The following is a 22394-nucleotide window of genomic DNA, read 5'->3' as shown; positions in this document are numbered from 1 at the left end:
AAATGTGTCATCATTTCTAGCTATAAATCTAGTCTAGGAGCGTAAACCAATGACATCGAAGCATAACGAAATGGCCGACTGGTATCGCCGTGCTCAAGAAGAGATTCTTGATAGCATGGACGAAGAGCTTGAAATGGAGCTTGATGATGATCGCCTGTCTCCTGATGGTGATAGTCATTCGCAAATTCCCCGTAATGTTTACTTCCGTGAGCTCTTTAGACTTCAAGGTGAGTTAGTCAAACTCCAAGACTGGGTAGTAGAGAACAAACTCAAGGTAGCGGTCTTATTCGAAGGAAGAGATTCCGCGGGTAAGGGTGGTGCCATTAAGCGTATTACTCAGCGACTCAATCCTCGCGTATGTAAGGTAGTTGCTTTACCCGCACCCAATGAGCGTGAGAAAACTCAGTGGTATTTCCAAAGATATATTTCTCAGTTGCCGGCTGGTGGCGAGATCGTTCTATTTGATAGAAGCTGGTACAACCGTGCAGGGGTAGAGAAGGTCATGGGTTTCTGTACTGATGACGAGTACGAAGAGTTTCTCAGAACTGTCCCGGATCTGGAGCGCATGATGATTAACTCAGGTGTTATCTTGGTTAAATATTGGTTCTCCATTTCAGATGACGAGCAATATAACCGCTTCATGATGCGTATTCATGACCCATTAAAACAGTGGAAGTTAAGCCCAATGGACTTGGAGGCCAGAAGGCTCTGGGAGGCCTACACTAAGGCTAAAGAGACTATGCTGGAGCGCACGCATATTCCTGAAGCGCCTTGGTGGGTAGTTGCTGCTAATGATAAGAAAAAAGCGCGCCTAAACTGTATTACGCATTTGTTAGATCAAATCCCTTATAAAGAAATTGATCACCCAGTCATTACTTTGCCAAAACGTGTTCATAACCCAGATTACCTGCGCGGTCCAGTGCCGCCAGATATGTATGTACCCGAAGTCTTCTAAAGGCTTATTTTTCTAGCCTAGATAATTTCCCATCCCATTTGAAGGCGATGTCTTTATTCGCTTTCAGCAGGCTTTTATCCTTACCTGGGTAAGAAACCCTAGATAGAAGATCTTGAATCATATTGATGTGGGCTACTTTTTTATCGTTAGCCTTTACAACGATCCAAGGTGCATCTTCAGTACTGGTCTTTTCCAGCATTTCATTTCGGCACTTGCTGTAGGCATTCCAATTTTTCTGCGCTTGCTGATCAATCGGGCTGATCTTCCATTGCTTAAGGGGATCTTTAGCTCTATCCGCAAGACGAAGGGCTTGTTCCTTCTTGGAAATGTCTAAATAGTATTTGAGGATAGTGATGCCCGAGCTAGCTAAGATGGACTCAAACTCATTTACTGTATTCATGAAGTTGGTGTGCTGGGGCTTGGTGCAAAAGTTCATCACCACTTCAACGCCAGCACGGTTGTACCAGCTGCGATTGAAAAGAACAAACTCACCCTTCTTAGGAAGTTCGGCTACATATCTTTGAAAATACCATTCCGCTGATTCACTATCAGATGGTTTTCCGAGGGCAACCACGCGAGTTTCGCGCGGGCTTAAATGTTGAGTAATAACTTTAATCGTGCCATCCTTGCCGGCCGTATCGCGACCCTCAAGAATGACCAATATCTGATCACCGTTGCTGATAAGACTGTTTTGTAGCTTTACAAGTTCAATCTGCAATAAGCGAAGCTGGTCATCATAGCTAGATTGCTCTAGCTTATCTTTGTCTTTATGACCCATTAACCAGCTTCGTTTGTATCAGCTGGTCTTGGGGCCGGAGCCTTCTTGGCTGGAGTCTTTTTAGTAGGAGCTTTTTTAGTAGGCGCCTTCTTTGCAGCAACCTTTTTACCGGGAGCCTTCTTGACCGGAACCTTCTTTGCTGTAGATTTTTTTGCTGGAGTCTTTTTAGCAGCCTCTTTTTTATCCAGCTTCTCTAATGCTTTAGCAAGCTTGTCGATCAGCTTCTCTCTGTCAGATTCCAATTTATCGAGCTTTTTAAATAGCTGTTTGATCAATTTCTTTTGACTCATGATTTTTTCCTGTACGTATGTGTGGCTCAAAGATTGTTAAATTTGAGATGGCCTTACCAAATCCTACGTTCTATTCGCGCTATTTTCAAGCGTATATGACACTTATATGACGGTTATATGTCAGTTATCACCGCTTGTATGTCACAGTCTTGAAATATATATTTCTATATAATTGGAAATATGAAAAATACTGATGCCATCAAAGCGTTTCTAGCGCTGGGCCAAGAGACCCGTTTAAATATCTTTCGCTTGGTGGTTCAGCGTGGCGATACTGGTTTAACCCCCAGTGAGATTATTGAAAAACTAGGGGTAGCTAACGCCACTCTTAGTTTTCATCTCAAAGAATTGGTGGGGGCGGATTTATTGTCAGTAGAGCGCCAAAGTCGCAATCTCATCTATCGACCGAATGCTGGCTTGGTACAAGATTTAAGCGGGTTCTTGCTCGAAAACTGCTGTGGTGGTAAGTCATGCGCTCCGTTATCAATTCTTAGAAAGGCCAAGACCAAATGAAGCAATACAATATTTTATTTCTATGTACGCATAATTCCGCTCGCTCAATTCTAGGTGAGGCGCTAGCATCCACACATTCTAGTGGTAAGTTTGTTGGCTTTTCAGCTGGATCAACTCCAGGCACTAGCGTTAATCCCATTGCAAGAGAAATTGCTGTGGAAATGGGTATGGATCCATCAAAATTAAGCTCTAAGAGCTGGGAGGTGTTTGGTAAACCTGATGCACCAAAGATGGATTTCATTATTACGGTTTGTGACAATGCAGCTGGTGAGCAGTGCCCATTCTGGCCTGGCAGCCCAGTAACAGCGCATTGGGGCTTTCCTGATCCATCTAAAGTAGAGGGCACCGATATGGAGAAGAAAACGGCTTTTGTTGAGGTCATGAATGGGCTTAAGAAACGCATTGATATTCTTGCCGCAATGCCATTGGAGAAATTGGATTCAATGAGTCTTCAAGAAATACATCGCAAATCATGAATACAGTTACTAGCAAACTCTCATTTTTAGACAGATATCTCACTGTGTGGATATTTGCCGCTATGGCAGTAGGTATTGGCTTGGGATATTTTGTTCCTGGGGTAGAGGGGTTCATTAATTCATTTCAAACGGGCACTACGAATATCCCGATTGCGATTGGATTGATATTGATGATGTATCCACCGTTTGCCAAGGTGAAGTACGAAGACTTACCGGATGTATTTAGAGATAAAAAAATCTTCGGCCTAGCATTTTTGCTGAACTGGATTGTGGCACCCACTTTGATGTTTTTCCTGGCAATCATTTTTGTTCCCAATCAGCCAGAATACATGGCAGGCCTGATTTTGATTGGTATAGCACCATGTATTGCTATGGTGATTGTTTGGAACGATATTGCAAAAGGCTCAACTGAGTATGCGGCTGGTTTGGTTGCCTTTAATGCCGTCTTCCAAGTGCTGTTCTTTAGCTTGTATGCCTATTTCTTCTTGACAATCTTGCCGCCGTACTTTGGCTTTGAGGGGTCTGTTGTTGATATCACCATTAGCGAAATCGCCAAGACTGTTGCGATTTATCTAGGGGTTCCTTGTGTTGCAGGATTCTTAACTAGATACATTGCCCTCAAATTCGTATCGAGAGAGTGGTATCAAAATGTCTTTGTCCCCAGAATCGGTAAGCTGACTTTAATTGCCTTGCTCTTTACGATTGTGGTGATGTTTAGCTTGAAAGGTAAGCTAATCCTTCAGCTACCAATGGATGTTGTCACTATTGCTATTCCATTGCTAGTCTTCTTTGTGGTGATGTTCCTGCTGACATTCTTTATCACCATCAAAATGGGTGTTGAGTACAAGCGCTGCTGCACCTTATCGTTTACAGCCTCCAGTAATAACTTTGAATTGGCTATTGCAGTTGCGATTGCTGTATTTGGAATTAACTCAGGAGCTGCATTTGCAGCAGTAATTGGACCGTTGGTAGAAGTGCCCATCATGGTGGGCCTAGTCTCGGTTGCGCTAATGCTTAAAGAGAAGTTCTTTAGAGCTTAAAAGCTGTAAGTGCTGAAAGTTTTACAGACCCCTTTACTCGGTCATAAATTCCTGCATTTCCTGTGCAGGAATAGCTCAATCATGCCGAAATATCACCCATTGGCGCTTCAATAGTGGGTTTTGTGCAAAATTGGGCATAAATAAGAGCATTCTCCCTTAGGTGAATATATTATGTGAGCTACCCTTTTATACGTACTGGAATCCATATGCCCACTTCTTTTATCCCAAAATTTGGGCGAACCATTTTTCTTGCCTTGTTAACAGGCATAGTGCTTGGATTGGTGGCCTGTGGCGGGGGCAGTGATAGCAGTAGTAGCAGTTCCTCGACTGTCTCAACTCCGAGCGTCTTCTACGCTGTAACTAATACTAATGATTCAGGCACCGGCTCTCTGAGGGCGGCAATTACATCCGCAAACAGTGCATCAACCTCACAGTATTCTGGAATCACTTTTTCCGTAACTGGTGTGATTACTTTAGCTAGCGATTTGCCTGCAATTACAAACAAGGTTTTGATTGACGGAACAACTGCACCGGGATATGTTTCTGGTAATACAACAACTGCACCATTGGTGGCAGTGAACTTCAATAACGTAGGATCAGGCCTCACCTTTAATAGTGGCTCTGCTGGGTCTGGTGTCTCTGGGCTTGCAGTTTATGGTTCAAATTCAAATGGCATTACCTTAAATGCTGGCAGCATTACGTTGTTGAAAAATTTTATTGGTCTTAATTTGAGCGGTGCGGCAGGTGGTAATGCAAAAGATGGTGTTTATATTGCTGCCGCTTCAACAAACAATATTATCGGCACAAACCCAAAGAGCATTTCCGGTCTCTACTCCAATGTCATCTCAGGTAACTCTTTACGTGGTGTTCAGATCTACGGAAGTACCGGCAATAAGATTCAAGCCAATGCAATTGGAACAAACCCAGCAGGTACAGCCAAAATTGCTAATGGCTCCGATGGGATTTATGTAACTTACTTTGCGGTTGATAACACTATTGGCGGCACTGCCTACGTTAACTCGGCTACGGGTCAAACTAATAATCCAACGGGTAACAAAGGTACGGTTCCAATTGTTTCTATTGCCCCTCCTCTGGGCAATCTTATCTCAGGAAACTCTGGTAATGGCGTCCTTATTGATCACGGCTCGGAGCTAACCGTCCTAAGTGGTAACTTCATTGGCACGAATAATGTTGGCACTGCAGCGATTGGTAATGCGCTGAACGGGGTTTATATCTTTAATGCTAATAACAATCAACTTATTGGGTGCACCTTTGAAGATAATCCATTCATCTATTACAACGTATTAAGTGGCAATACACTTAATGGATTACTTATAGAAAATTCAAATACGGTTTTAGTTCAGGCCAACTTCTTTGGAGCGGGTGCAAACAATGCCTCTATGGTGCCTAATGGCCTCAATGGTATTTGGGTAAAAGGTACCTCTTCTGGCGTACAGGTCGGAGGTTATATTCCTTTGGGTAACGTATCAGCAGGCAATAAGGGTGATGGAATCCTAGTTTCAGATACCGTGACCGGGTTTACCACTTTTAATACTTTTGGTGGCCTTTATGCCTTCCAAGGCGCGGCTCCAAATGATGGGAATGGTATTACCGTTACATCAACTGGCGGCAATAACTTGATACGTACCAATGTGATGTCTGGTAATAAAGGCAATGGTATCGAGCTTAGAGATGCGGTTGGGGTAACTGTTGACCCTAACGTAGTCGGTTTAAATACGGAAGGAACTGGAGTACTTTCCAATCCGCCGGTTGCTGGCTTTGGTAACGGTGGTAGCGGCGTGCTCATTACCGGCACTTCTAGCGGAAATATTATTGGCGGTTATAACGGCTCCGTAATTCCGCAAAATACCCTCTCTGGTAACGCGCGATATGGTATTGAGATTACTAGCGGCGCCACTGGCAACCGAATATTTAATACAGTAATTGGCCTTGCAACCACCAAGAAGGCAGGTACTGGCTTTGGAAATGGCCTGGGTGGAATTTTCATTGCAGGTACCGGCAACGTTGTTCAGGCATACAATGCAACCCCAAGCTCTTACAGCGGTACGATATATCCGGCATACATCAGCGCAAACGGTGGTCCTGGAGTTACATTGGCCGCAAGTGGCAATACAGTAATTGGTAATTATTTTGGTTATGCAACTGCAGTAACTGATGGCCCACTTTTACCTAGTCAAGCATGCAACAATAATGCCGGTGCTCAGATATCTGCTGTGGGTGGCAATACAGTTAATAGCAATCTCTTTGGTACCTGCACGCCTTAAAAAGTAAGGTTATCTTTATTATTGATTGAGGCAAAATAGGCTTCTAAAGCAATGCCAACCAGTCTCTGACTCGTTGGCATTTTTTATTCTTCAGTTCCTTGATCGAATTACAAAGTGAGTAAGCGATGAATAAGTATCTGAGTACTCTATTTTTAACAGTGGTCTTTTTTAGTCCTGCTTACGCACAAATGCCTCCACCCATGATGCCAACCCAAGGCATGCAGCAAGGAATGCAGAGACCACCTCAAGTTGGTCCAGTCGGCCAAGGGAGCGTGATGCGAGATGATCCACATAGGCCTGTTGATCAAATTAGTCGCGGTCTTGGTGTAACGCCAGACCAATTTCGAGCTTGCTTTAATGACGTCAATCCGGCGCCGCAAGGCTCTATGCCGGGCTCCAATCAGAAGCATGCTAATAAACAAGTGCTCTTAAGTTGTTTGCAGCGCGCAAATCCAGGCATCACTAACAACAGCCTGGATGCAGTAATGGACCAATATCGACCGGGTGGCAGGGCTACTCAGTAATTTGATTCTCCTGATATAGAATCAATCCATCTTCTCTCTATTGGGTAGCATTCAAAATGGTGCGTCATTACTTAATTGTTTTACTGGGTCTGCTATTGGCGGCTTGCTCCACACCGCAAAGTGAATTTGGCGTCTATCAACAGTCCGATGGCACGATTGGTGTGCATGCACCTAAGGCTGCTAAAGAGACCGAGGCTCAGGAGGTGGCTCTTGCAGAATGCAAGAAGCAGGGTAAAAGAACTGCGACGATTCTAGAAAGCAGAAAAACGGTCAATGACCGTTTTCCCTTAACTTACATCTATCTTTGTAGATAGTGGCGGGTAGTTAATCCACCATTTACTAGTGTTGGTTAGCTAAGCAACCATTTTTTAATCGACTTATTGACGCACATCGCATCTAAAGCAAGACCAAAGAATTCGGAGCCATTGGTAACCATGCTCTCGATTGCCTCCACTTTGCCAGACTTGATGCCACGCAAATAGGTTGCGGCACGGTAACGCAAGAAGTGCTCAGTTTCACCTTCCTCATTCTCGGTTGGGCAGATTTCTAGGCTACCGTAGCGAGTTTCTGGATTGATGTTGAGAACCGCAAGGCTCAAGGCTCCGACCAATTTCTCGGGTACCGGAATCGGTACATAGGAGTAGAGGGAGATGAGCATTTCTTCTTCGTCTACTTCAATGATGTGATCAATATCCAATACATCTTTTTCAGTTAACTCAGTCTCGCCAGAATCACCACCACCAAAAGTAGACTCAAACTGCAACATCGCAGTATTGCTGCCTTTGGAGATCTCAATCATGTCAGGATAGCCAAGCAAGCCTTTCCACCAATACATGAGAGAGAAGGTGCATGGTTTCACTTCAACCAAGCCCTTTTGGGTGGACTTTGCAAAATACAGACCGTAGAACTCATCATCTTGCTCGAGCCCGTATTGGTCTACTTTTGTAGTTTTAGATGAAGCTGGCTTTTTAGTTGCAGTCTTCTTAGCAACTTTTTTAGCTGCTGGCTTTTTGGCCGCAGGTTTCTTTGCCGTTGTTTTCTTAACCGCTACTTTTTTGGTAGCAGGCTTCTTTGCAGCCACTTTCTTCGCTGCTGGTTTTTTCACTACCTTTTTCACTGTCTTTTTGCTTGCTACTTTTTTAGCAGCAACTTTCTTGACGGCTTTCTTTGCAGGGGCTTTTGATACCACCTTGGTAGCTACTTTCTTTTTTGCTGGAGACTTCTTTGTAGCCATGGTCTATTACCCTTCTTTTGGTAGTTATTGTGCTTACTGCACCATCTGATATTACTGCAAATTCCCTTTGGAATACGCCTTTCCTATATGGGGCTTGTCCTCCCAATTACAAGGGTAGTGTTAAAAAATAGGGGGCGACCATTGTTCTTGAATTGCAGGGTTGATACACTGAAAGCTAGTAGTTGCTATTAACTACTAATAACCCAAATATGAAGAGGATCTATGTTTCCTGAATATCGCGAACTTATCACTAAGTTAAAAACCTCAGATCGTCATTTCTCGCATTTATTTGATAAACACAATAATCTAGATCAGAAAATTCAAAGAATGGAGACGCATACAGAACCAAGTACTCCAGAAGAAATTGAGACTTTGAAGAAGGAGAAGCTTTTGCTGAAGGATCAGCTCTATGCCGTCTTAAAAAAGGCGAGTGCTGAGGTTTAGTTAAAGCGGTATCTAAGTAGAAAAGCCTAGATGAAGATCTAGGCTTTTTTCAAGAAGCAGGCCTTAAGCAACATATTGCCGGCTTCAGTTTTGCAATCAACTTCGTGGTCGCCAGAGACAAGGCGAATGCCTTTAATCTTGGTGCCAACCTTCAGTGTCGTGGATGAGCCTTTGACCTTAAGGTCTTTAATGAGGGTAACGGTGTCGCCATCCGCTAATAGGTTGCCATTGGCATCCTTAACGATTAGACCTACCTCCACCTCTTCTGCTGCGCCAGCGATGGGCCATTCATGGCCACATTGGGCGCAAACATAGTTTTCCCCATCAGGGTAGGTCATATCTTCCTGGCATGCAGGACACTTCGGTAAATTATCTGTACTCATGGGTATATTTTAGTCCAGGGGTTCTTGGCTCCCGCCAAACACCTTCACACGATTTAGAATGGTTGGGTGAATAAAAGCCTGAAGATATTCCTGATTGCCCTTATTGGATGCCTTGCTATGGCAGGTCTGGGTGCCTGGTATGCGGCATCCTTTATTAATCCTGCGCAGCTAACCAAGTTACTAAGCTCAACAATTAAAGACTCCACCGGAAGAGAGCTGAAAATTACTGGGCCAGTGAGTCTGAGTGTTTTCCCAGGAATCAGTGTCAGGGCCGAACAGGTGTCTTTGAGCAATGCATCATGGGCCAGTAATCCAAATCTGTTAACGCTCAAGCAGATTGAATTGGACATTCGCCTATTGCCGCTCTTGAAAGGCAGTGTTGAGATCAGCAGAATCGGCCTACAGGGATTGGAGTTGAATCTGCAAACCAATAAAGCTGGAGAAGGCAATTGGAATTTGACCCCTCCAGTATTGGCTGGAGCTATTACAAATGGTCAGACTGGGTCCGTCTCTAATAACACCGCCAATAACTCCACAGATAGTCCCGCAGACAGCGCATTTTTTACATTTAAGACCTTAGACGTTGTCGATGCCCGCATTAACTACCAAGATGGCAATCAAGCGGCAAAAGTCATTCATCTTCCTAAATTGGCTTTTGGGGCTATCGATGGTAAGTCCTCGATTCTGGCTGATGTTCAATATGCCAATTACACCCTCAATCTCAAAGGTACAACGGGTTCTCTGCGCAATGCATACTTTGCTTGGAATCAGACTCCTGTAAAAATGGGTCTCGATTTAAACCTCACATTGAATGGAAAGTCGCTCGCCATTTCGGGTGAGATAGATAAAAAGCCCCAGGCATTAGCGCAATTTAATATTGATCTGAATTCTAAATCCTTTGATTTGACGCCTTTAGTAGGATCAGCTGCAATAGCTGGGGCTGCGGGTAAAACAACTTCCACAGCTTCACACAAACCTCAAGGCAAGTATTTTTTCTCAGATGAGGCTCTGCCATTTGATTTATTGCCTTTAGCCGATGGCACCATCAGTATCAATATCGCCCAGCTTGGGGTGCCCGATCAAGCACCATTTACAAACTTCAAAACCACGCTGCAATTTAAGAAAGACCGAATCAACGCAAATGATTTAAGTTTCAATGTCGGCAAGGGAAGTGCTCAGGCTCAGCTATCCATTTCTGAATTTAGTAGCTCTGCGCCTAAAATTTCCATGAAGGGAATGGCTAAAGACTTTAGCCTGGAGCAAATCATTGCTTCTGCAGATTCAAGCGCAAGAGTTTCTGGCGGAGCCACACAGATTGCTTGGAATTTGAAGGGATCAGGTCTCAGCCCTCATCAATTTGTGAGTCGGGCTTCTGGGGCTATTCAGGTTTCAGTTGGGCAGGGAAAGCTGGATTCGAAATTTATCAACAAGGGCGGAGACTTTGTCGTCACTATTCTTGATGCGGTCAATCCCATGTATAAAAAATCCAATCAGACCGTCTTGGAATGTGCTGTCGCCTATTTGCCGGTAAATGGTGGATTGGTGGCTATTAAGGATTCAGTTGGGGTGGTTACTGATCGCTTGAATATTGTTTTATCTGGCTCCATCAATCTCAATACTGAGGCTTTGGATATCAACATTAATCCAAGCGAAAAATCTGGTTTAACTACAGGAGTTGATCTGGGCGGTCTTGTAAAAATTGAAGGTACTTTGCAAAACCCACAAGCTGGCGTCAATAAAGCAGGGGTTGTAAATAGCGCCGTCTCCATTGGCCTCGGTTTTTTAACTGGCGGCATTAGCATTGCCGCCGAGAATGCTAAATCACTGGCGACCAAGTCGCAGCCTTGTAAAACAGCGCTGCACTCTTGGTCGGAGATTTATCCTGCGAGTAATTAAAGAACGCTTCTTAGAAAACGAGGCCACTAACAAAGAGGCTGAATAAAGAAATAAAGATGCTGGCAAAAAATGCTGTCCAGAAGCTGGAGATCGTAAAGCCGCTAACCAGTGCAGAAACCAGCATCAAAACCAAGGCGTTGATCACGAGCAAAAATAGGCCCATGGTCACTACGGTGAGTGGCAATGTAAAGAGAATTAACAATGGCTTGACGATGGCATTGGCAAAGCCTAAGAGTAGGGCGGCAATCAGCAGCGAGCCACCGTCCGCAAAGCGCAAGCCGCTAAAGATATAACTAGCAACCCAAAGGGATAAAGAAGTTAAGCCCCACTGGACTAGAAATAGCGTTAAGTTGCTCATGATTTTCCTTTAAAGAAATTGTCTTAGGCTGATGCCTTCTGACTATATTAGCAGTTGCTTAATAGTGAGGGGGTATTTCATCTTTAAGACTTCCGCCACCACCCCCACTACTGTTGGCTTGTTCTTTGATTGCTTTGAGTTCGCGATACAAGAACTCAATTTGCTGTTGCTGCTTATAAATAGTCTCATTCAGCTTCTCAATGAGATCTTCTGTGAAGCTAAGCTTGATTTCGAGATTGGTGATTCGTTCTTCTGACATTTTCAAAAACTTTCCTATTCGGAGATGAGCTCAAAGCGCCCATCTTCCATTTCTGTTTTAGGTCTTACCCAAAAATCATGAGACTGCATAGATTCATAAACATAGGCAGGCTCTAAAGTTGCTTCCACATTGGCTAATAGGACGACTTTATAAAAGCCACCCGTCTTGACGTGTCGCAACTTGGCCCCTGGCTTAAAGAGGCCGTCATCTGGGTCAGCCATTTTTGGTTTACTCATGTCAACAATGCACTTTCTCGGTATGATCTAGCGATGGCGAATTCCATCCCGTACTCCGTCAACTAAGTGCGTACTGATGGAGCATGGACATATCTTAATGACTTTATAGATACTGGGAATTTACTGGTTTTTGCAATGTCCATGAAAAAGTGAGATTTTCATGGGTTTTGTAACTAAATGTCCATGCCTTTAGGGGCGGTTTTAGTGTGTACAGTAATGTAATGGCTAATAAAAGTCGGCTAGCTAAATTTTAGAAGCTCCGATGGTTCAATATTTAGCGCATCTGCCAGCTTACAAATATTGATGAGTGCGATATTTCGTTGCCCTCTTTCAACGCCACCCATATAACTTCTGGCGAGACCGCTTTCAAGAGCGAGCTGCTCTTGAGAAAGGCCTATTTCTTTTCGCAATCTTGCAATGTTTGAGCCGAATAAGAGTAGAGGGTCTTTTTTGCTGACATTAGTTTGTTTAGCCATAAGCCGATGCTATGGGTATGGACACTATCAGGCCACGCTCTATGAGTGACAATTTAACCAATTTAAGGTAAATTTATTGTCAATCAGGTGCGACTTTTGAATCCCTCAATAGGAGCCCTGTAGATCTGAGTCAGGAGATGGGTCGTGGAAAAAAGCAATATGGAGAGGCTAAGTAAAGAAGTCTTAAAGCAAGGAGCAGAGTCAGCTTTGCCATGCAATCTCCCCGATGAATGGTTGGATTTACTTGAGAGGGATTTGGAGATGATCCTACAAGAGGGGGATCACAGCTATTTGACTGCGCCATTAGCGATAGTTGCCCATCTTATGTTCCATAAGAATGGGGGGAATCGAAAAGAAGTTACCTTTTCAGAGGGGGATCTCTATAACTATCTACGGTATCTGCACTTTGAGATTGCTCTTGAGACGGTTCGACGCAATACAAATATTGCTCCAGAACCTGCAACACTGGAAACGATCCTTACAAATCGCGATGTTGAGTGGAGCAAATAGGCTCACCCCGTCAGAACCCTTTACCAAACAAAAACACAGCAGAAGCCAAAATTAACTGGACAGCTGATGCTAAGATTGCTTATGAAGAGAAGGTATAGATTTCTCGCTTAGGATCTTATGGGGTCATTCAAGTCTGCAAGGTTACAGCTTTCACCTAAGCAGGCTGCCCTTTGGGCTGCAAGCAGCATCCAAAATATTACCTTCAATATTATCTGGAATCAACATCCGATAATGCATGATCATCAGTTTCATTAAACATACGAGCTAAATTGCCCCTAAATGATAAATATTGAATACATAGCCGTTGAAAATTTACGTAGCTATACATCTACGAAATTAGACATAAAAAATTTAACAGTGCTAGTCGGGGAAAATAATGAAGGCAAAAGCTCATTATTAAAGATGTTAACTAGATTTATGTCGATAGAAGAAAATTTTTGGATTGGTCGGCCACTAGATTTGAATGATCAAGAAATTGAATTTTGGTACCCTGCAAATGAAGCAAAACACAAAGCGCGAAGATTCACGATTGGAGTTAAGTTTTTGGATGGTAGGACGGCTAGAGGTTTTAATCTTAAAAAAGGGGAAACAACAAAATTACGATTTGGAATTGACTCCACTGGCAAATGTAGGCTCAATCTTGGAGATCCAAGAAGAAATGAGGTTCATGATAAAAAGGCGCTTGAATTATTTAAAGTCATCAAAAGAGAAATAAAAATATTCTTCATTCCACCTATTAGGGATGGCAAATCGTCAGATTTTGCAAAAAAAATTACACGTGATGTAAACGAGTCCCTTAAGGAAAAAATACTTCACAATAAGCAGGCTGGATCCCCAATTGAGTATAGGAAAACGAAGGCTGCTATCGACGCGATTAAGGCGATCGTAAAACTTCATAGCAAAGAATTATCAAAATCGAACAGCAGCCCTTTAGCTGCGATGCTTCGAGCAAGTGAAGTTCGGGTTGAGTTATTTCCAAAAGATATATTTGAGTTGATTGAGAGATCAATCGCAATTCACCTGTCAACGGGGGCCCATGACAGCCTGAAGGTTCTTCCATGGGAGGTTGGTAATGGCTTACAAAGTTTAATCGATATTAACTTGACGATTGAGTCCCTACCAAAACTAAACGACTCAAAACAAGTCATAGTCATCATTGAAGAGCCTGAAGCATTTTTACATCCATCCGCGCAACGTCAATTCATGCAATACCTGAGATTTTCCATGGCCCAGAAAGGGTTCTCAACAATTCTTACAACCCATTCACCAATTATTCTAGATGAATCAAGGTACGAAGAAATCGTTTTAGTAAGAAACCAAAAGCATTACCCGCCAACCACCACAGACCCTACAAGAGCGTCAATTAATAACACTTTAATGACTGTGGCAACTTCTGAAATTTTCTTTGCAAGAACGATTGTGTTAGTTGAGGGCGAAGGTGATAGAGCGCTTTTAAATACCATCTTTCGAAAAATAAAAAACATATCTCCGAGTTTGCCAGAGTTAACTGGTCTGGTATTCCAGCCAACAGGTGGAAATACCAACTATGCACCATGGTTAAAATTACTAAACTCATACAAAAACCTAAATGACAGCCCATTTAATTACTTTTGGATTATGGATGGGGACTCTGCAAATAAATCATCTGGCAAAAGGCCGTTAGTGAGATGCATCCATGACAATGACCTGAAGCTTAATGGAGCTGATCTTGCCCATATCGAATCTTTTGGCAACTTAGGATGGGCTATTACGGAAAGAAGTTTTGGATGTAATTTGTCTGTCAATCAAGCAATCGATAGATTTAATGGTCACCTTTTTTGCTGCGATCTGGAGTGGGCGCTTTTCAATGGCAGTTCTAATAAAATTATTGAACAAATTAAAGCTGCCCTTGTTATCGCAGAAGTTTCATTTGACGATCAAAATATAAACCTACCTAGGTTACTTGGATCAAAGATTGATAACGGTAAAAGCAGAGAAGACGGCATCAAAAATCCAAGCGTTCGCGTCTTAATAGCGGAAAATTTAGAATTAAATAAATTGCCCCCAGAAATATTTGAGGTGGTGCATAAAATTCTCTTAAAGTGCTTTAATGACGACACTGCTAAAGTTAATTCACTTATATCTAAATGCAAAATATCTAGGTGATGGGCGCTTTATTAATTGAAGCCGATTTTGACGGCTGATTAATTACAGTGTTTTTATCAACACAGATAAAGATAAGTTCTTGGAAAATTTCCAAGAGTTGAGTTAATCTTCGTTTGTATTGACAAAAATGCTGTAGTTGACCAATCATCTACATCCGTTACAGGTATTAATGCGACTTCTGTTACTTCGCCCTCTATATCTATGGAGCAAGCAAAGGTTAAGTGCTTGGATTTGGGATTTAAAGCGGGTACAGATACTATTGGTCAAAGTGTATTAAAGATATCCAAATAATTATTGAGTTAGCTATTTAATATTTAGTTCGGCAATCGCATTTAACCCTTGAGAGATATTGTTTTGAGCAGCTCTTTCAACAGCCATTTGAATCCTATTAACTGCAATTAGCGCATCGCTGGTGGTGGCTTTACCGGTTGATTTAACTGATTTCTTCATGAGAACGCTTTTATCCGATCTTCTGGAAAGGATCCAGCCCGCCTCCATCGAAACTTCAAATGTAAATCCAAAGGATGGTTTCGAAAGAGAGGCAATGCTGACCTGTAAATCTAGGTCTGAATTTGAATCTTTCGTTATCTCGCTGAAAATTTTGCTTTTATTAATTGCATCCTCTATCGATGCCTTAAATTCTTCGTCAGAAATATTTGTACTTTCCATTGCCCCGGTATCAGAGCCGCCCGATACCAATACGCTTACTGTTTTATTAAATTTCTTAGTAGTGTTAAAGGATGGTAGTGACATTGTCTCCCGGTTAGCTGGAGAGGCGCAACCAGCTAATCCAAGAATTACTGAGACTATCGCAATGAGAAATGCAATACGTAAGAATCTAATATTTTTCATTTGAGTGGTGCGGACTCAGTAACTTTTCCGTTGTAAATATTGTTGATGGTTTCAGCAACCATATCTACTGGAGGGAGTCGTGTAAGTGAGCTGTGATATGAGCTTGCTGTTGCCATTGGAAATTCTGTCTTGGGATCCCGCACTGTTACAGTGAGTTGCAATAAATACATGGTGATATCCCACATCCACTTATCAACATAAGTTATAACTGCATCTACATTACTTGGGGCTGGTCCATCACCATTGCTAGCTTTTACTCCGCGCAGACGTAAGTTGTCAGCAATTAACGTATCAATTCGCTCCTTGTCTTTTGGTTGGTGTAAAACATAGATTGTTTTTAGTGCTGACATATCAGTTGTTGGGGCAACCGTTACCGATTGTCTATTGACACAGCCCGTCATAAATATGGCTGTAAACACAAGAATCAAGGCGCGCAATTTCATTTAATTTCCTCTTTGATGCGGTAAGTTAGGGTTAAACCTTGATTTCAAGGGTATTTATATCAATATATCACTAAGATTTATAATGAAGAAAATAATGTATGCAGGAAAAAATGAGTAAAAAAGCGCTAGAAACGATGCAAGACCTTCTTCAAGAGCGTCTTGGTATTGATAAAAATAAAGTAACGCTAGATTCGTCATTAGAGGATCTTGGCATTGACTCATTAATGCAAATCGAATTACTTTTTGATTTTGAGGATAAGTACAAGGTCAAGATACCGGATCTCACAGAAAAGCCAACAACGATTAGAGAATTGCTTGCAGTTGTTGAGCCATTTATTCCAAAACCTTAAATAACAGAGATCTTCAAGATGGAGAGACGGGTTGCTATTACCGGCGTTGGATTAGTTGATCCACTTGGCGATTCCATTGATAGCTTTTTTAATCGCACAATTCGTGGAGAGTCGTCTATTCGACATTACGCAACAAACGATATTCCGGTGCCGATTTCTATTCCTGCCGTTCATTGCTCAGGTTTTGATGGCGATGCGATTTTAGGAAAACCAAGAACTATCTCTATGGATAGGTTCTCACAGATGGGCTTAGTTGCAGCTTTTGATGCATGGACTAATGCGGGTTTCGATACCAGCGATAAATCACATAAACCTGATGTTGGGGTTTCTTGGGGAACGGCCTTAGGCGGAACTCGGATTTATGAACAAGGTTTAAAGGAGATGTGGCAAAACGGCAGAGAGCGTTTGCCGCCCCTAGCTGTGGTCATGGGGATGAATAATGCATGCTCCTCCCATATTGCAATTCAGTTAGGGCTTGGGAATTCATCGTTGAGTTATACGGTGGCTTGTTCATCAGCATCTGCGGCTATTGGTGAGGCTTATAGAAGGATTCGTGATGGTGAGGCCAACGTAATGGTTGCCGGCGGATCTGATACACCTCTTATATATGGGGTGATTCGAGCGTGGGATGGAATGCGAGTGCTATCGCCTGGCGATGAGAAGACGTCCCCCAATGCTTGTCGACCGTTTGATATAAGTCGTTCCGGCCTTGTGTTGGGCGAAGGTGCTGCAGCGCTAATACTGGAGGACTGGGAGCACGCGGTTGCTAGAAATGCCACAATCATTGCGGAGTTAGCTGGATATGGCTCAAATTGTGACCACACTAATCTAGTTAAGCCTGACTCAAATGGGCAGGTCGCAGCTATATCCCTGGCCCTTGATGATTCAAGTGTTGCTCCTGAGGATATTGGCTATATAAATGCACATGGAACAGCAACCGTCGAAGGTGATCCCAGTGAGATAGAGGCGCTTAGAAAGGTTTTCGGCAATCAAGCCAAGGATTTGGCTGTTAGCTCCACCAAATCGACGCATGGACATCTTATGGGGGCATCAGGGGCTATTGAGGCTGTTATTACAGTTCTCTCCATTAAGAATGGAGTTGTTCCTCCCACGGCTAATTTAAATAATATTGATCCAACTTGTGAAGGGGTGCGTCATATTAAGGTTGGGGATAACAATAAATTAAATCTCAAGGCTGCAATATCAAACTCATTCGCCTTTGGTGGTAGCAATGCAGTTTTAGTATTTAAGTCTGCTCAATAAGAGAGTGGCTTAATGAATTCGTCAACACGCTTTGGGATTAAAGCTTGGTCAGCATGGAGCCCATCACTAAGAACTGAAGAAGACTGGTTGTTATGGGCTAAAAACCCCTCTACACCAATTGGTGAGGATAAGCCAAAGGTAGAGGGAATGCAGCCAATGAATCGAAGGAGATTGAAGCGACTTGGCAGCATGGCCTTGGAGACTGCTTATAGCTTGCCGGAAAAAAATTCCCCAATAATTTTTTGCAGCAAGATGGGTGAGTCTGAAAGGTGTTATGAATTACTTAAAGAGTTAACGGAGACTGGTGCTTTATCCCCGCAGTCATTTAGCCTGGCAGTTCATAATGCAATCCCCAGTCTATATACGATAGACAAAAAGATGAACTCAAATGTTCTAGCCATTTCTTCAGAGGCTGGAGTTTTCTCGGCAATTATTGAGGCTCTGGGACTATTTGCATGCGGCGAACAGGCAGTTCGCATAATCGTTGCTGAAGAGTCTGTACCTAATGCATATAGACAATATTGCGACTTTACGGACGAATCATTTGCGTACGCTCTAGATGTAGTTCCAGAAGGAGACATTTCACTTTCCTTTTCGGGCAATGAAGGGTTGGGTGGAGAGCCTGCAGATTTATCCGTTAGCCTAGAAGCTTTTCGATTCCTTTTATCAGGTGATAGCGTATGCCAACATATTGTCGGCAGGACTTCTTGGAAGTTAAAAAGAGGTTTAGTTTGAATCGTTATTGGCGTATTTTTGCAACCGGTCTTTCATTTGCCATATTTGGAATTGGCGGTGTATTTCTAACCTGTGCGTTAGTTCCTTTTTTGGTTTTTACAAAAGATAGCGAATCTCGCAGAAGGCATGGAAAAAAATTACTTAAAAAATCATTTCAAAGTTTTTTATGGGGTATGCAATTTCTAGGTGTTATGGATTTGCAAACCAAAAATGTAGAGCGCCTAAAATCTGGCGGGCGCCTCGTTTTGGCAAATCACCCCAGTTTGATAGATGCAGTTATATTGATTGCGCTAATTGAAAACCCTAATGGGATTATTAAATCTGGTTTGTTCAATAATCCAAGTATCTATGGATTAGCCAAGATAGCGGGTTTAATGCGGAATGTTGAGGGGCCCGAACTCATTAGAAAATCTATAGAATCCATAAGTACTGGCGATAATTTGATAATATTCCCTGAGGGTACTAGAACAAAGGTTTTGGGGCAGCTTGCATTTAAGCAAGGGGCAGCCTATATAGCAATTAAAGGGGGTTTTAATATAACGCCCGTATTAATTTTTACTTCTGAGCCAGTGCTTAGAAAAGAGCACAGCTGGTATAGAGTTCCTTTGAAGAAGCCTTTATTCACAGTCTCGGTGTTGGAGGAAATTGATGTGGCTACAACAGTTATGCCTAGAGATGATCTGATTTTGGCATCTGAAGAGTTAACTGAGTATCTGGAAGAATATTTTTTACAAGAATTAAGAGAATATGAACGATCTTGAATTAGAGATTAAGAAATTAATTATTATTAGCTTAAATTTAGAAGACTATCAACCAGAGGATATTACCTCTGATGAATCTCTTTTTGCTGATGGTCTTGGCTTGGATTCTATTGATGCTCTTGAGCTGGGCGTTGCGCTCCAGAAAAAGTATGGGCTTGAACTTACAAATGTAACAAAAACCGAAGGTAAGCATTTTTATTCTGTTGCTACTTTGGCTAAATTTGTTGCTGAAAATAGAACAAAGTAAGCTGTTTAATTTAATAAATGGAAGTCAATGGAATTTCTGCTGGCAATTTTGCTTCCTATATCGATCTGGGTGTTCAAATATTTCGAAATACCATTCTGGGTAGCCGGTATTTTTTTGCTTCCTCTTATCTTCCTGAGGAAGAATCCCTACTGGGGTAAGTCGCTTGCGCTCATAGCCTTGGTGCTTGGCGGCGCTTCCTTGATATTTAGATCTTCGGATTTTGTGTATTTCTATCCAGTTATGGTTAATGGAGTTCTATTAGCCACATTCCTCTCAAGTCTCTATAGGCCGCAGACTATCGTTGAAAAAATTGCCAGAATAAGAGACTCAAGATTCTCTGATCGGGAAATACCTTACGCAAGGAAAGTCACAGTTGCTTGGTCAATATTTTTCGCTATAAATGGCTTAATAGCACTCGCGACAGTGTTGATTGAGAATAAGTTTTATTGGTCTATATATAACGGAGCAATTTCTTACGCGCTGATGGGATTTATGTTTGCCGGAGAGTTCTATTGTCGTAAAAGGTTTCTAAAGAGTGCTTAGCCATAGACTGTCGACCTTGCTATTGAGTGGGCATAACGATTCCGTCATTACGGATGATGGCCTAACATTTTCCGATCTCAGGAGTGACGTTGCCAGAGCAAGAGGTAGCATCAAAGTAATTTCTAATGATGAAATTGCATTATTTCATTCAGATGCATATATCTTCCTAGTATGGTTGTTGGCGGCCTGGCAAGAGGGTCGAAAAGTTCTAGTCCCTGTTGATAAAAATATTGCTTTAAGCCCGCGGTTTTCTAGCTGGTTCAAAATAGGCGAGTTTGAGGACCCTGATTTAATAAGTTGGGTCGCCAATAAAGATGCGAATGACGATGTATTTGGTGGGCTTGATCCTAAGTTTGAGGCGTTGGGGGTATTTACTTCGGGATCCACTGGTGAACCGGTGCGGATTGATAAAACGATACGACAACTCGAGAATGAAGTGGATGCTCTTGAGCATACTTTTGGTGAAATGATCCCCAAGACAGTAGTGTTTTATAGAACTGTGAGTCACCAACATTTTTTTGGAATGCCATTTGGCCTTTATTGGCCTATATCCAGAGGGTCAATACTTTCTAGAGTGGTAATTAGGGGTGGCCATGAATGGAATACTTTTAATCCGCAAGTGTTGATAACGAGTCCATCGTTCTTAAAGAGTATTGCTGAGACGGCATCTCAACATAAGAATGTGGGCTCTGGTATTCAATCAATTTTTAGTGCCGGTGGAATTCTAGAGGATTCAATATTCTCCATAATCAAAGAGATTACAAAAACTAGAGTAGTAGATATTTATGGCAGCTCTGAAACTGGTCATATTGCGTGGCGGAGTTCTCCCAATATGCCTTGGCAAGTCCAGGCAGGCGTGGAATTTAAAAGTCCCATTGAAGATGTATTGGAAATTAAATCTAAGTTTTGCGCTACCGATAATTGGTTTCCAACATCTGATTTAGCACGTCAAAATGGGGATTCTTTTGAAATACTGGGAAGAGCTGATCGTATTATCAAAGTTGAAGGCACCAGGGTTTCCTTAAGTCAACTCGTTGCATCCTTAAAGGAATCTGATTTGGTGGATGATTGCCTTATTAGCGACCTAGAAAATGGAAGAAGGTCTCAATTAGGTGCGGTATTGAAGCTAAGCCCATTGGGCATTCTTATTCTAGAGTCGGATGGGAGGCTTCGCCTAGTTAACACCCTTAAAGAATCGCTTCGGGGAAAAGTCAACTCAATCGCAATTCCAAGAAGATGGAGGTTTGTTGAGGAGTTTCCAAAAAATACCCTAGGAAAGGTTTTGAAAGCAGACTTAGATAGGTTATTCCTTGATGGGCTTAAAAGCCCAATCGTTGTAAGTCGTCAAAGCAATGAAAATACTATCGAATTAGTTCTAGACATGGTTAAAAGCCTAAATTGTTTTAACGGACACTTTGATGATTTTCCCGTTGTACCTGGGGTGGCATTAATTGAGTGGGCAATTAGAAGTGCTGATAGCCGCTTTATTAAAGGATTTGTTTTTGACGGTATGTCGCAGATCAAGTTTCAAAAATTCATCAGACCCAATCAAATAGTTCGCCTCAGATTAATTTTTAATCCTGAGTCCATGAATCTAAAATATCAATATCACAGCGGCGATACAATCTACTCCAGTGGTATTTTGAAGTTCAGGAATAAGTAACATGAAGCTTTGCATATTAATACCGTACTTTAATCATCCGGATGCCATTGGGGCTGTGGTTGATCAGTTATTGCCCTATGACCTCAATATTATTATTATTGATGATGGAAGTAGCGCTCATTCAAAGAAGTGCCTTGAGCCACTAATGCAATCTCCAAGGGTCTCATTGGTGACTCGGATAATTAATGGCGGAAAAGGTGCTGCTGTAATTACAGGTATGCGAGAGGCATTAAAGCAAGGGTATACACATACCTTGCAGGTTGATGCTGATGGTCAGCATGACCTAAAAAAAATTCCTGACTTAATTAGTTTATCGAAGCAATTTCCAGAAAAAATTATTTCAGGTATGCCTGTATATGATGAAACCGTACCTACCAATAGAAAGTTGTGGCGGTATGCGACACATATATTGGTTTGGATCCATACACTTTCCTTTGAAATTAAAGATTCAATGTGTGGATTTCGGGTATACCCATTGCAAAAAACTTTAGAGGTTATAGATTCTCGAGAGCAATTCGGGCAGCGAATGGATTTTGATATTGAAATACTTATCAGAGCTCAATGGGCAGGCTTGCATACCGAACAGCTACCTGTGGCAGTGAAGTATCCAATTGATGGGGTATCCCATTTTCAGCTATTTAATGACAATTTTTTGATTACTAAGATGCATATTAAGCTGTTTGTTGGGATGCTATTCAATTTGCCAAAACTTTTACTTAGAAAGTTTGTAGCTTGACA

At 42.2% G+C, this 22394-nt stretch carries 28 protein-coding genes; 18 read left to right on the top strand and 10 right to left on the bottom strand.

Annotated elements, in window-relative coordinates; translation table 11 throughout:
* Positions 1-49: 49 nt before the first annotated feature.
* Complete coding sequence (ppk2, locus tag ICN18_RS06200) at positions 50-955, top strand: polyphosphate kinase 2 (protein ID WP_216189649.1); 906 nt, start codon at positions 50-52, stop codon at positions 953-955.
* Positions 956-959: 4 nt separating this feature from the next.
* Here ppk2 (ICN18_RS06200) and ppk2 (ICN18_RS06195) read toward each other — a convergent pair whose 3' ends face one another.
* Positions 960-1733 carry a polyphosphate kinase 2 gene (gene ppk2, locus ICN18_RS06195; RefSeq protein ID WP_216189648.1) on the bottom strand — a complete coding sequence of 258 codons (774 nt, stop codon included), beginning with the start codon at positions 1731-1733 and terminating at the stop codon, positions 960-962.
* Positions 1733-2023: a serine/threonine protein kinase gene (locus ICN18_RS06190; RefSeq protein ID WP_216189647.1), complete on the bottom strand. Its 291-nt coding sequence runs from the start codon at positions 2021-2023 to the stop codon at positions 1733-1735. The genes ppk2 (ICN18_RS06195) and ICN18_RS06190 overlap by 1 nt, the downstream gene beginning before the upstream one ends.
* A gap of 180 nt (positions 2024-2203) precedes the next feature.
* On the opposite strand from ICN18_RS06190, the gene ICN18_RS06185 reads away from it, so the two are divergent.
* The 6 genes from ICN18_RS06185 to ICN18_RS06160 all read left to right on the top strand — a co-directional run bounded on the left by ICN18_RS06185 (position 2204) and on the right by ICN18_RS06160 (position 7172).
* Positions 2204-2533, top strand: a complete 330-nt coding sequence (locus tag ICN18_RS06185; protein ID WP_216189646.1) for an ArsR/SmtB family transcription factor — start codon at positions 2204-2206, stop codon at positions 2531-2533.
* Entirely contained in the window at positions 2530-3009 is a 480-nt protein-coding gene (locus ICN18_RS06180) for an arsenate reductase ArsC (RefSeq protein WP_216189645.1), read from the top strand. Before ICN18_RS06185 ends, ICN18_RS06180 begins: the two co-directional genes overlap by 4 nt.
* Entirely contained in the window at positions 3006-4049 is a 1044-nt protein-coding gene (gene arsB / locus ICN18_RS06175) for an ACR3 family arsenite efflux transporter (RefSeq protein ID WP_216189644.1), read from the top strand. Before ICN18_RS06180 ends, arsB begins: the two co-directional genes overlap by 4 nt.
* A 206-nt stretch (positions 4050-4255) precedes the next feature.
* Positions 4256-6334: a beta strand repeat-containing protein gene (locus ICN18_RS06170; RefSeq protein WP_216189643.1), complete on the top strand. Its 2079-nt coding sequence runs from the start codon at positions 4256-4258 to the stop codon at positions 6332-6334.
* A 125-nt stretch (positions 6335-6459) separates the two neighbouring features.
* On the top strand, positions 6460-6858 hold the full coding sequence (locus ICN18_RS06165; RefSeq protein WP_216189642.1) for a hypothetical protein: 399 nt from the start codon (positions 6460-6462) through the stop codon (positions 6856-6858).
* Between the two features lie 56 nt (positions 6859-6914).
* Entirely contained in the window at positions 6915-7172 is a 258-nt protein-coding gene (locus tag ICN18_RS06160) for a hypothetical protein (RefSeq protein ID WP_216189641.1), read from the top strand.
* A 35-nt stretch (positions 7173-7207) separates the two neighbouring features.
* Here the strand turns inward: ICN18_RS06160 and ICN18_RS06155 are convergent, their stop codons facing one another.
* Positions 7208-8092, bottom strand: a complete 885-nt coding sequence (locus tag ICN18_RS06155; RefSeq protein WP_216189640.1) for a hypothetical protein — start codon at positions 8090-8092, stop codon at positions 7208-7210.
* 222 nt (positions 8093-8314) lie between these two features.
* Here ICN18_RS06155 and ICN18_RS06150 point away from each other — a divergent pair, with 222 nt between their 5' ends.
* Complete coding sequence (locus ICN18_RS06150) at positions 8315-8536, top strand: HP1242/YdcH family protein (protein WP_216189639.1); 222 nt, start codon at positions 8315-8317, stop codon at positions 8534-8536.
* A gap of 38 nt (positions 8537-8574) precedes the next feature.
* On the opposite strand, the gene ICN18_RS06145 is transcribed toward ICN18_RS06150, so the two are convergent.
* Positions 8575-8919, bottom strand: a complete 345-nt coding sequence (locus tag ICN18_RS06145) for a zinc ribbon domain-containing protein YjdM (RefSeq protein WP_216189638.1) — start codon at positions 8917-8919, stop codon at positions 8575-8577.
* 66 nt (positions 8920-8985) lie between these two features.
* Here ICN18_RS06145 and ICN18_RS06140 point away from each other — a divergent pair, with 66 nt between their 5' ends.
* On the top strand, positions 8986-10815 hold the full coding sequence (locus ICN18_RS06140) for an AsmA family protein (RefSeq protein ID WP_216189637.1): 1830 nt from the start codon (positions 8986-8988) through the stop codon (positions 10813-10815).
* Positions 10816-10825: 10 nt separating this feature from the next.
* Here the strand turns inward: ICN18_RS06140 and ICN18_RS06135 are convergent, their stop codons facing one another.
* From ICN18_RS06135 to ICN18_RS06120, 4 genes are all read right to left on the bottom strand, one after another.
* Positions 10826-11176 carry a phage holin family protein gene (locus ICN18_RS06135; RefSeq protein WP_216189866.1) on the bottom strand — a complete coding sequence of 117 codons (351 nt, stop codon included), beginning with the start codon at positions 11174-11176 and terminating at the stop codon, positions 10826-10828.
* Positions 11177-11231: 55 nt separating this feature from the next.
* A complete protein-coding gene (locus tag ICN18_RS06130) occupies positions 11232-11432 on the bottom strand; it encodes a SlyX family protein (RefSeq protein ID WP_216189636.1) in 201 nt (66 codons plus the stop codon).
* Between the two features lie 14 nt (positions 11433-11446).
* Positions 11447-11668 carry a hypothetical protein gene (locus tag ICN18_RS06125; RefSeq protein WP_216189635.1) on the bottom strand — a complete coding sequence of 74 codons (222 nt, stop codon included), beginning with the start codon at positions 11666-11668 and terminating at the stop codon, positions 11447-11449.
* 239 nt (positions 11669-11907) lie between these two features.
* Positions 11908-12144, bottom strand: a complete 237-nt coding sequence (locus ICN18_RS06120) for a helix-turn-helix domain-containing protein (protein WP_216189634.1) — start codon at positions 12142-12144, stop codon at positions 11908-11910.
* A 144-nt stretch (positions 12145-12288) separates the two neighbouring features.
* On the opposite strand from ICN18_RS06120, the gene ICN18_RS06115 reads away from it, so the two are divergent.
* Complete coding sequence (locus ICN18_RS06115; protein WP_216189633.1) at positions 12289-12654, top strand: hypothetical protein; 366 nt, start codon at positions 12289-12291, stop codon at positions 12652-12654.
* Positions 12655-12933: 279 nt separating this feature from the next.
* Positions 12934-14799 carry an ATP-dependent nuclease gene (locus tag ICN18_RS06110; protein ID WP_216189632.1) on the top strand — a complete coding sequence of 622 codons (1866 nt, stop codon included), beginning with the start codon at positions 12934-12936 and terminating at the stop codon, positions 14797-14799.
* A gap of 303 nt (positions 14800-15102) precedes the next feature.
* Here ICN18_RS06110 and ICN18_RS06105 read toward each other — a convergent pair whose 3' ends face one another.
* Both ICN18_RS06105 and ICN18_RS06100 read right to left on the bottom strand, forming a co-directional pair.
* Positions 15103-15651, bottom strand: a complete 549-nt coding sequence (locus ICN18_RS06105; protein WP_216189631.1) for a hypothetical protein — start codon at positions 15649-15651, stop codon at positions 15103-15105.
* Positions 15648-16094, bottom strand: coding sequence for a hypothetical protein (locus ICN18_RS06100; RefSeq protein ID WP_216189630.1), 447 nt, complete (start codon positions 16092-16094; stop codon positions 15648-15650). The genes ICN18_RS06105 and ICN18_RS06100 overlap by 4 nt, the downstream gene beginning before the upstream one ends.
* A gap of 110 nt (positions 16095-16204) precedes the next feature.
* Between ICN18_RS06100 and ICN18_RS06095 the strand changes: the two genes are divergently transcribed.
* The 7 genes from ICN18_RS06095 (at position 16205) to ICN18_RS06065 (ending at position 22392) form a co-directional block, all read left to right on the top strand.
* Complete coding sequence (locus ICN18_RS06095) at positions 16205-16444, top strand: acyl carrier protein (protein WP_216189629.1); 240 nt, start codon at positions 16205-16207, stop codon at positions 16442-16444.
* Positions 16445-16462: 18 nt separating this feature from the next.
* A complete protein-coding gene (locus ICN18_RS06090) occupies positions 16463-17707 on the top strand; it encodes a beta-ketoacyl-[acyl-carrier-protein] synthase family protein (RefSeq protein ID WP_216189628.1) in 1245 nt (414 codons plus the stop codon).
* Between the two features lie 12 nt (positions 17708-17719).
* A complete protein-coding gene (locus ICN18_RS06085) occupies positions 17720-18442 on the top strand; it encodes a beta-ketoacyl synthase chain length factor (protein WP_216189627.1) in 723 nt (240 codons plus the stop codon).
* Entirely contained in the window at positions 18439-19203 is a 765-nt protein-coding gene (locus ICN18_RS06080) for a lysophospholipid acyltransferase family protein (protein WP_216189626.1), read from the top strand. Before ICN18_RS06085 ends, ICN18_RS06080 begins: the two co-directional genes overlap by 4 nt.
* A complete protein-coding gene (locus ICN18_RS06075; protein ID WP_216189625.1) occupies positions 19190-19450 on the top strand; it encodes a phosphopantetheine-binding protein in 261 nt (86 codons plus the stop codon). The genes ICN18_RS06080 and ICN18_RS06075 overlap by 14 nt, the downstream gene beginning before the upstream one ends.
* Before the next feature lie 559 nt (positions 19451-20009).
* A complete protein-coding gene (locus ICN18_RS06070; RefSeq protein ID WP_216189624.1) occupies positions 20010-21656 on the top strand; it encodes an ApeI family dehydratase in 1647 nt (548 codons plus the stop codon).
* 1 nt (position 21657) lies between these two features.
* Positions 21658-22392 (top strand): glycosyltransferase family 2 protein, encoded by a 735-nt coding sequence (locus ICN18_RS06065; protein WP_216189623.1) that lies wholly within the window; start codon positions 21658-21660, stop codon positions 22390-22392.
* Positions 22393-22394 lie beyond the last annotated feature (2 nt).

The sequence above is a fragment of the Polynucleobacter parvulilacunae genome (assembly GCF_018881715.1).
In the GTDB taxonomy this organism is placed as follows: Bacteria; Pseudomonadota; Gammaproteobacteria; order Burkholderiales; family Burkholderiaceae; genus Polynucleobacter; species Polynucleobacter parvulilacunae.
This window is presented reverse-complemented; position numbering and strand designations above follow the sequence as displayed.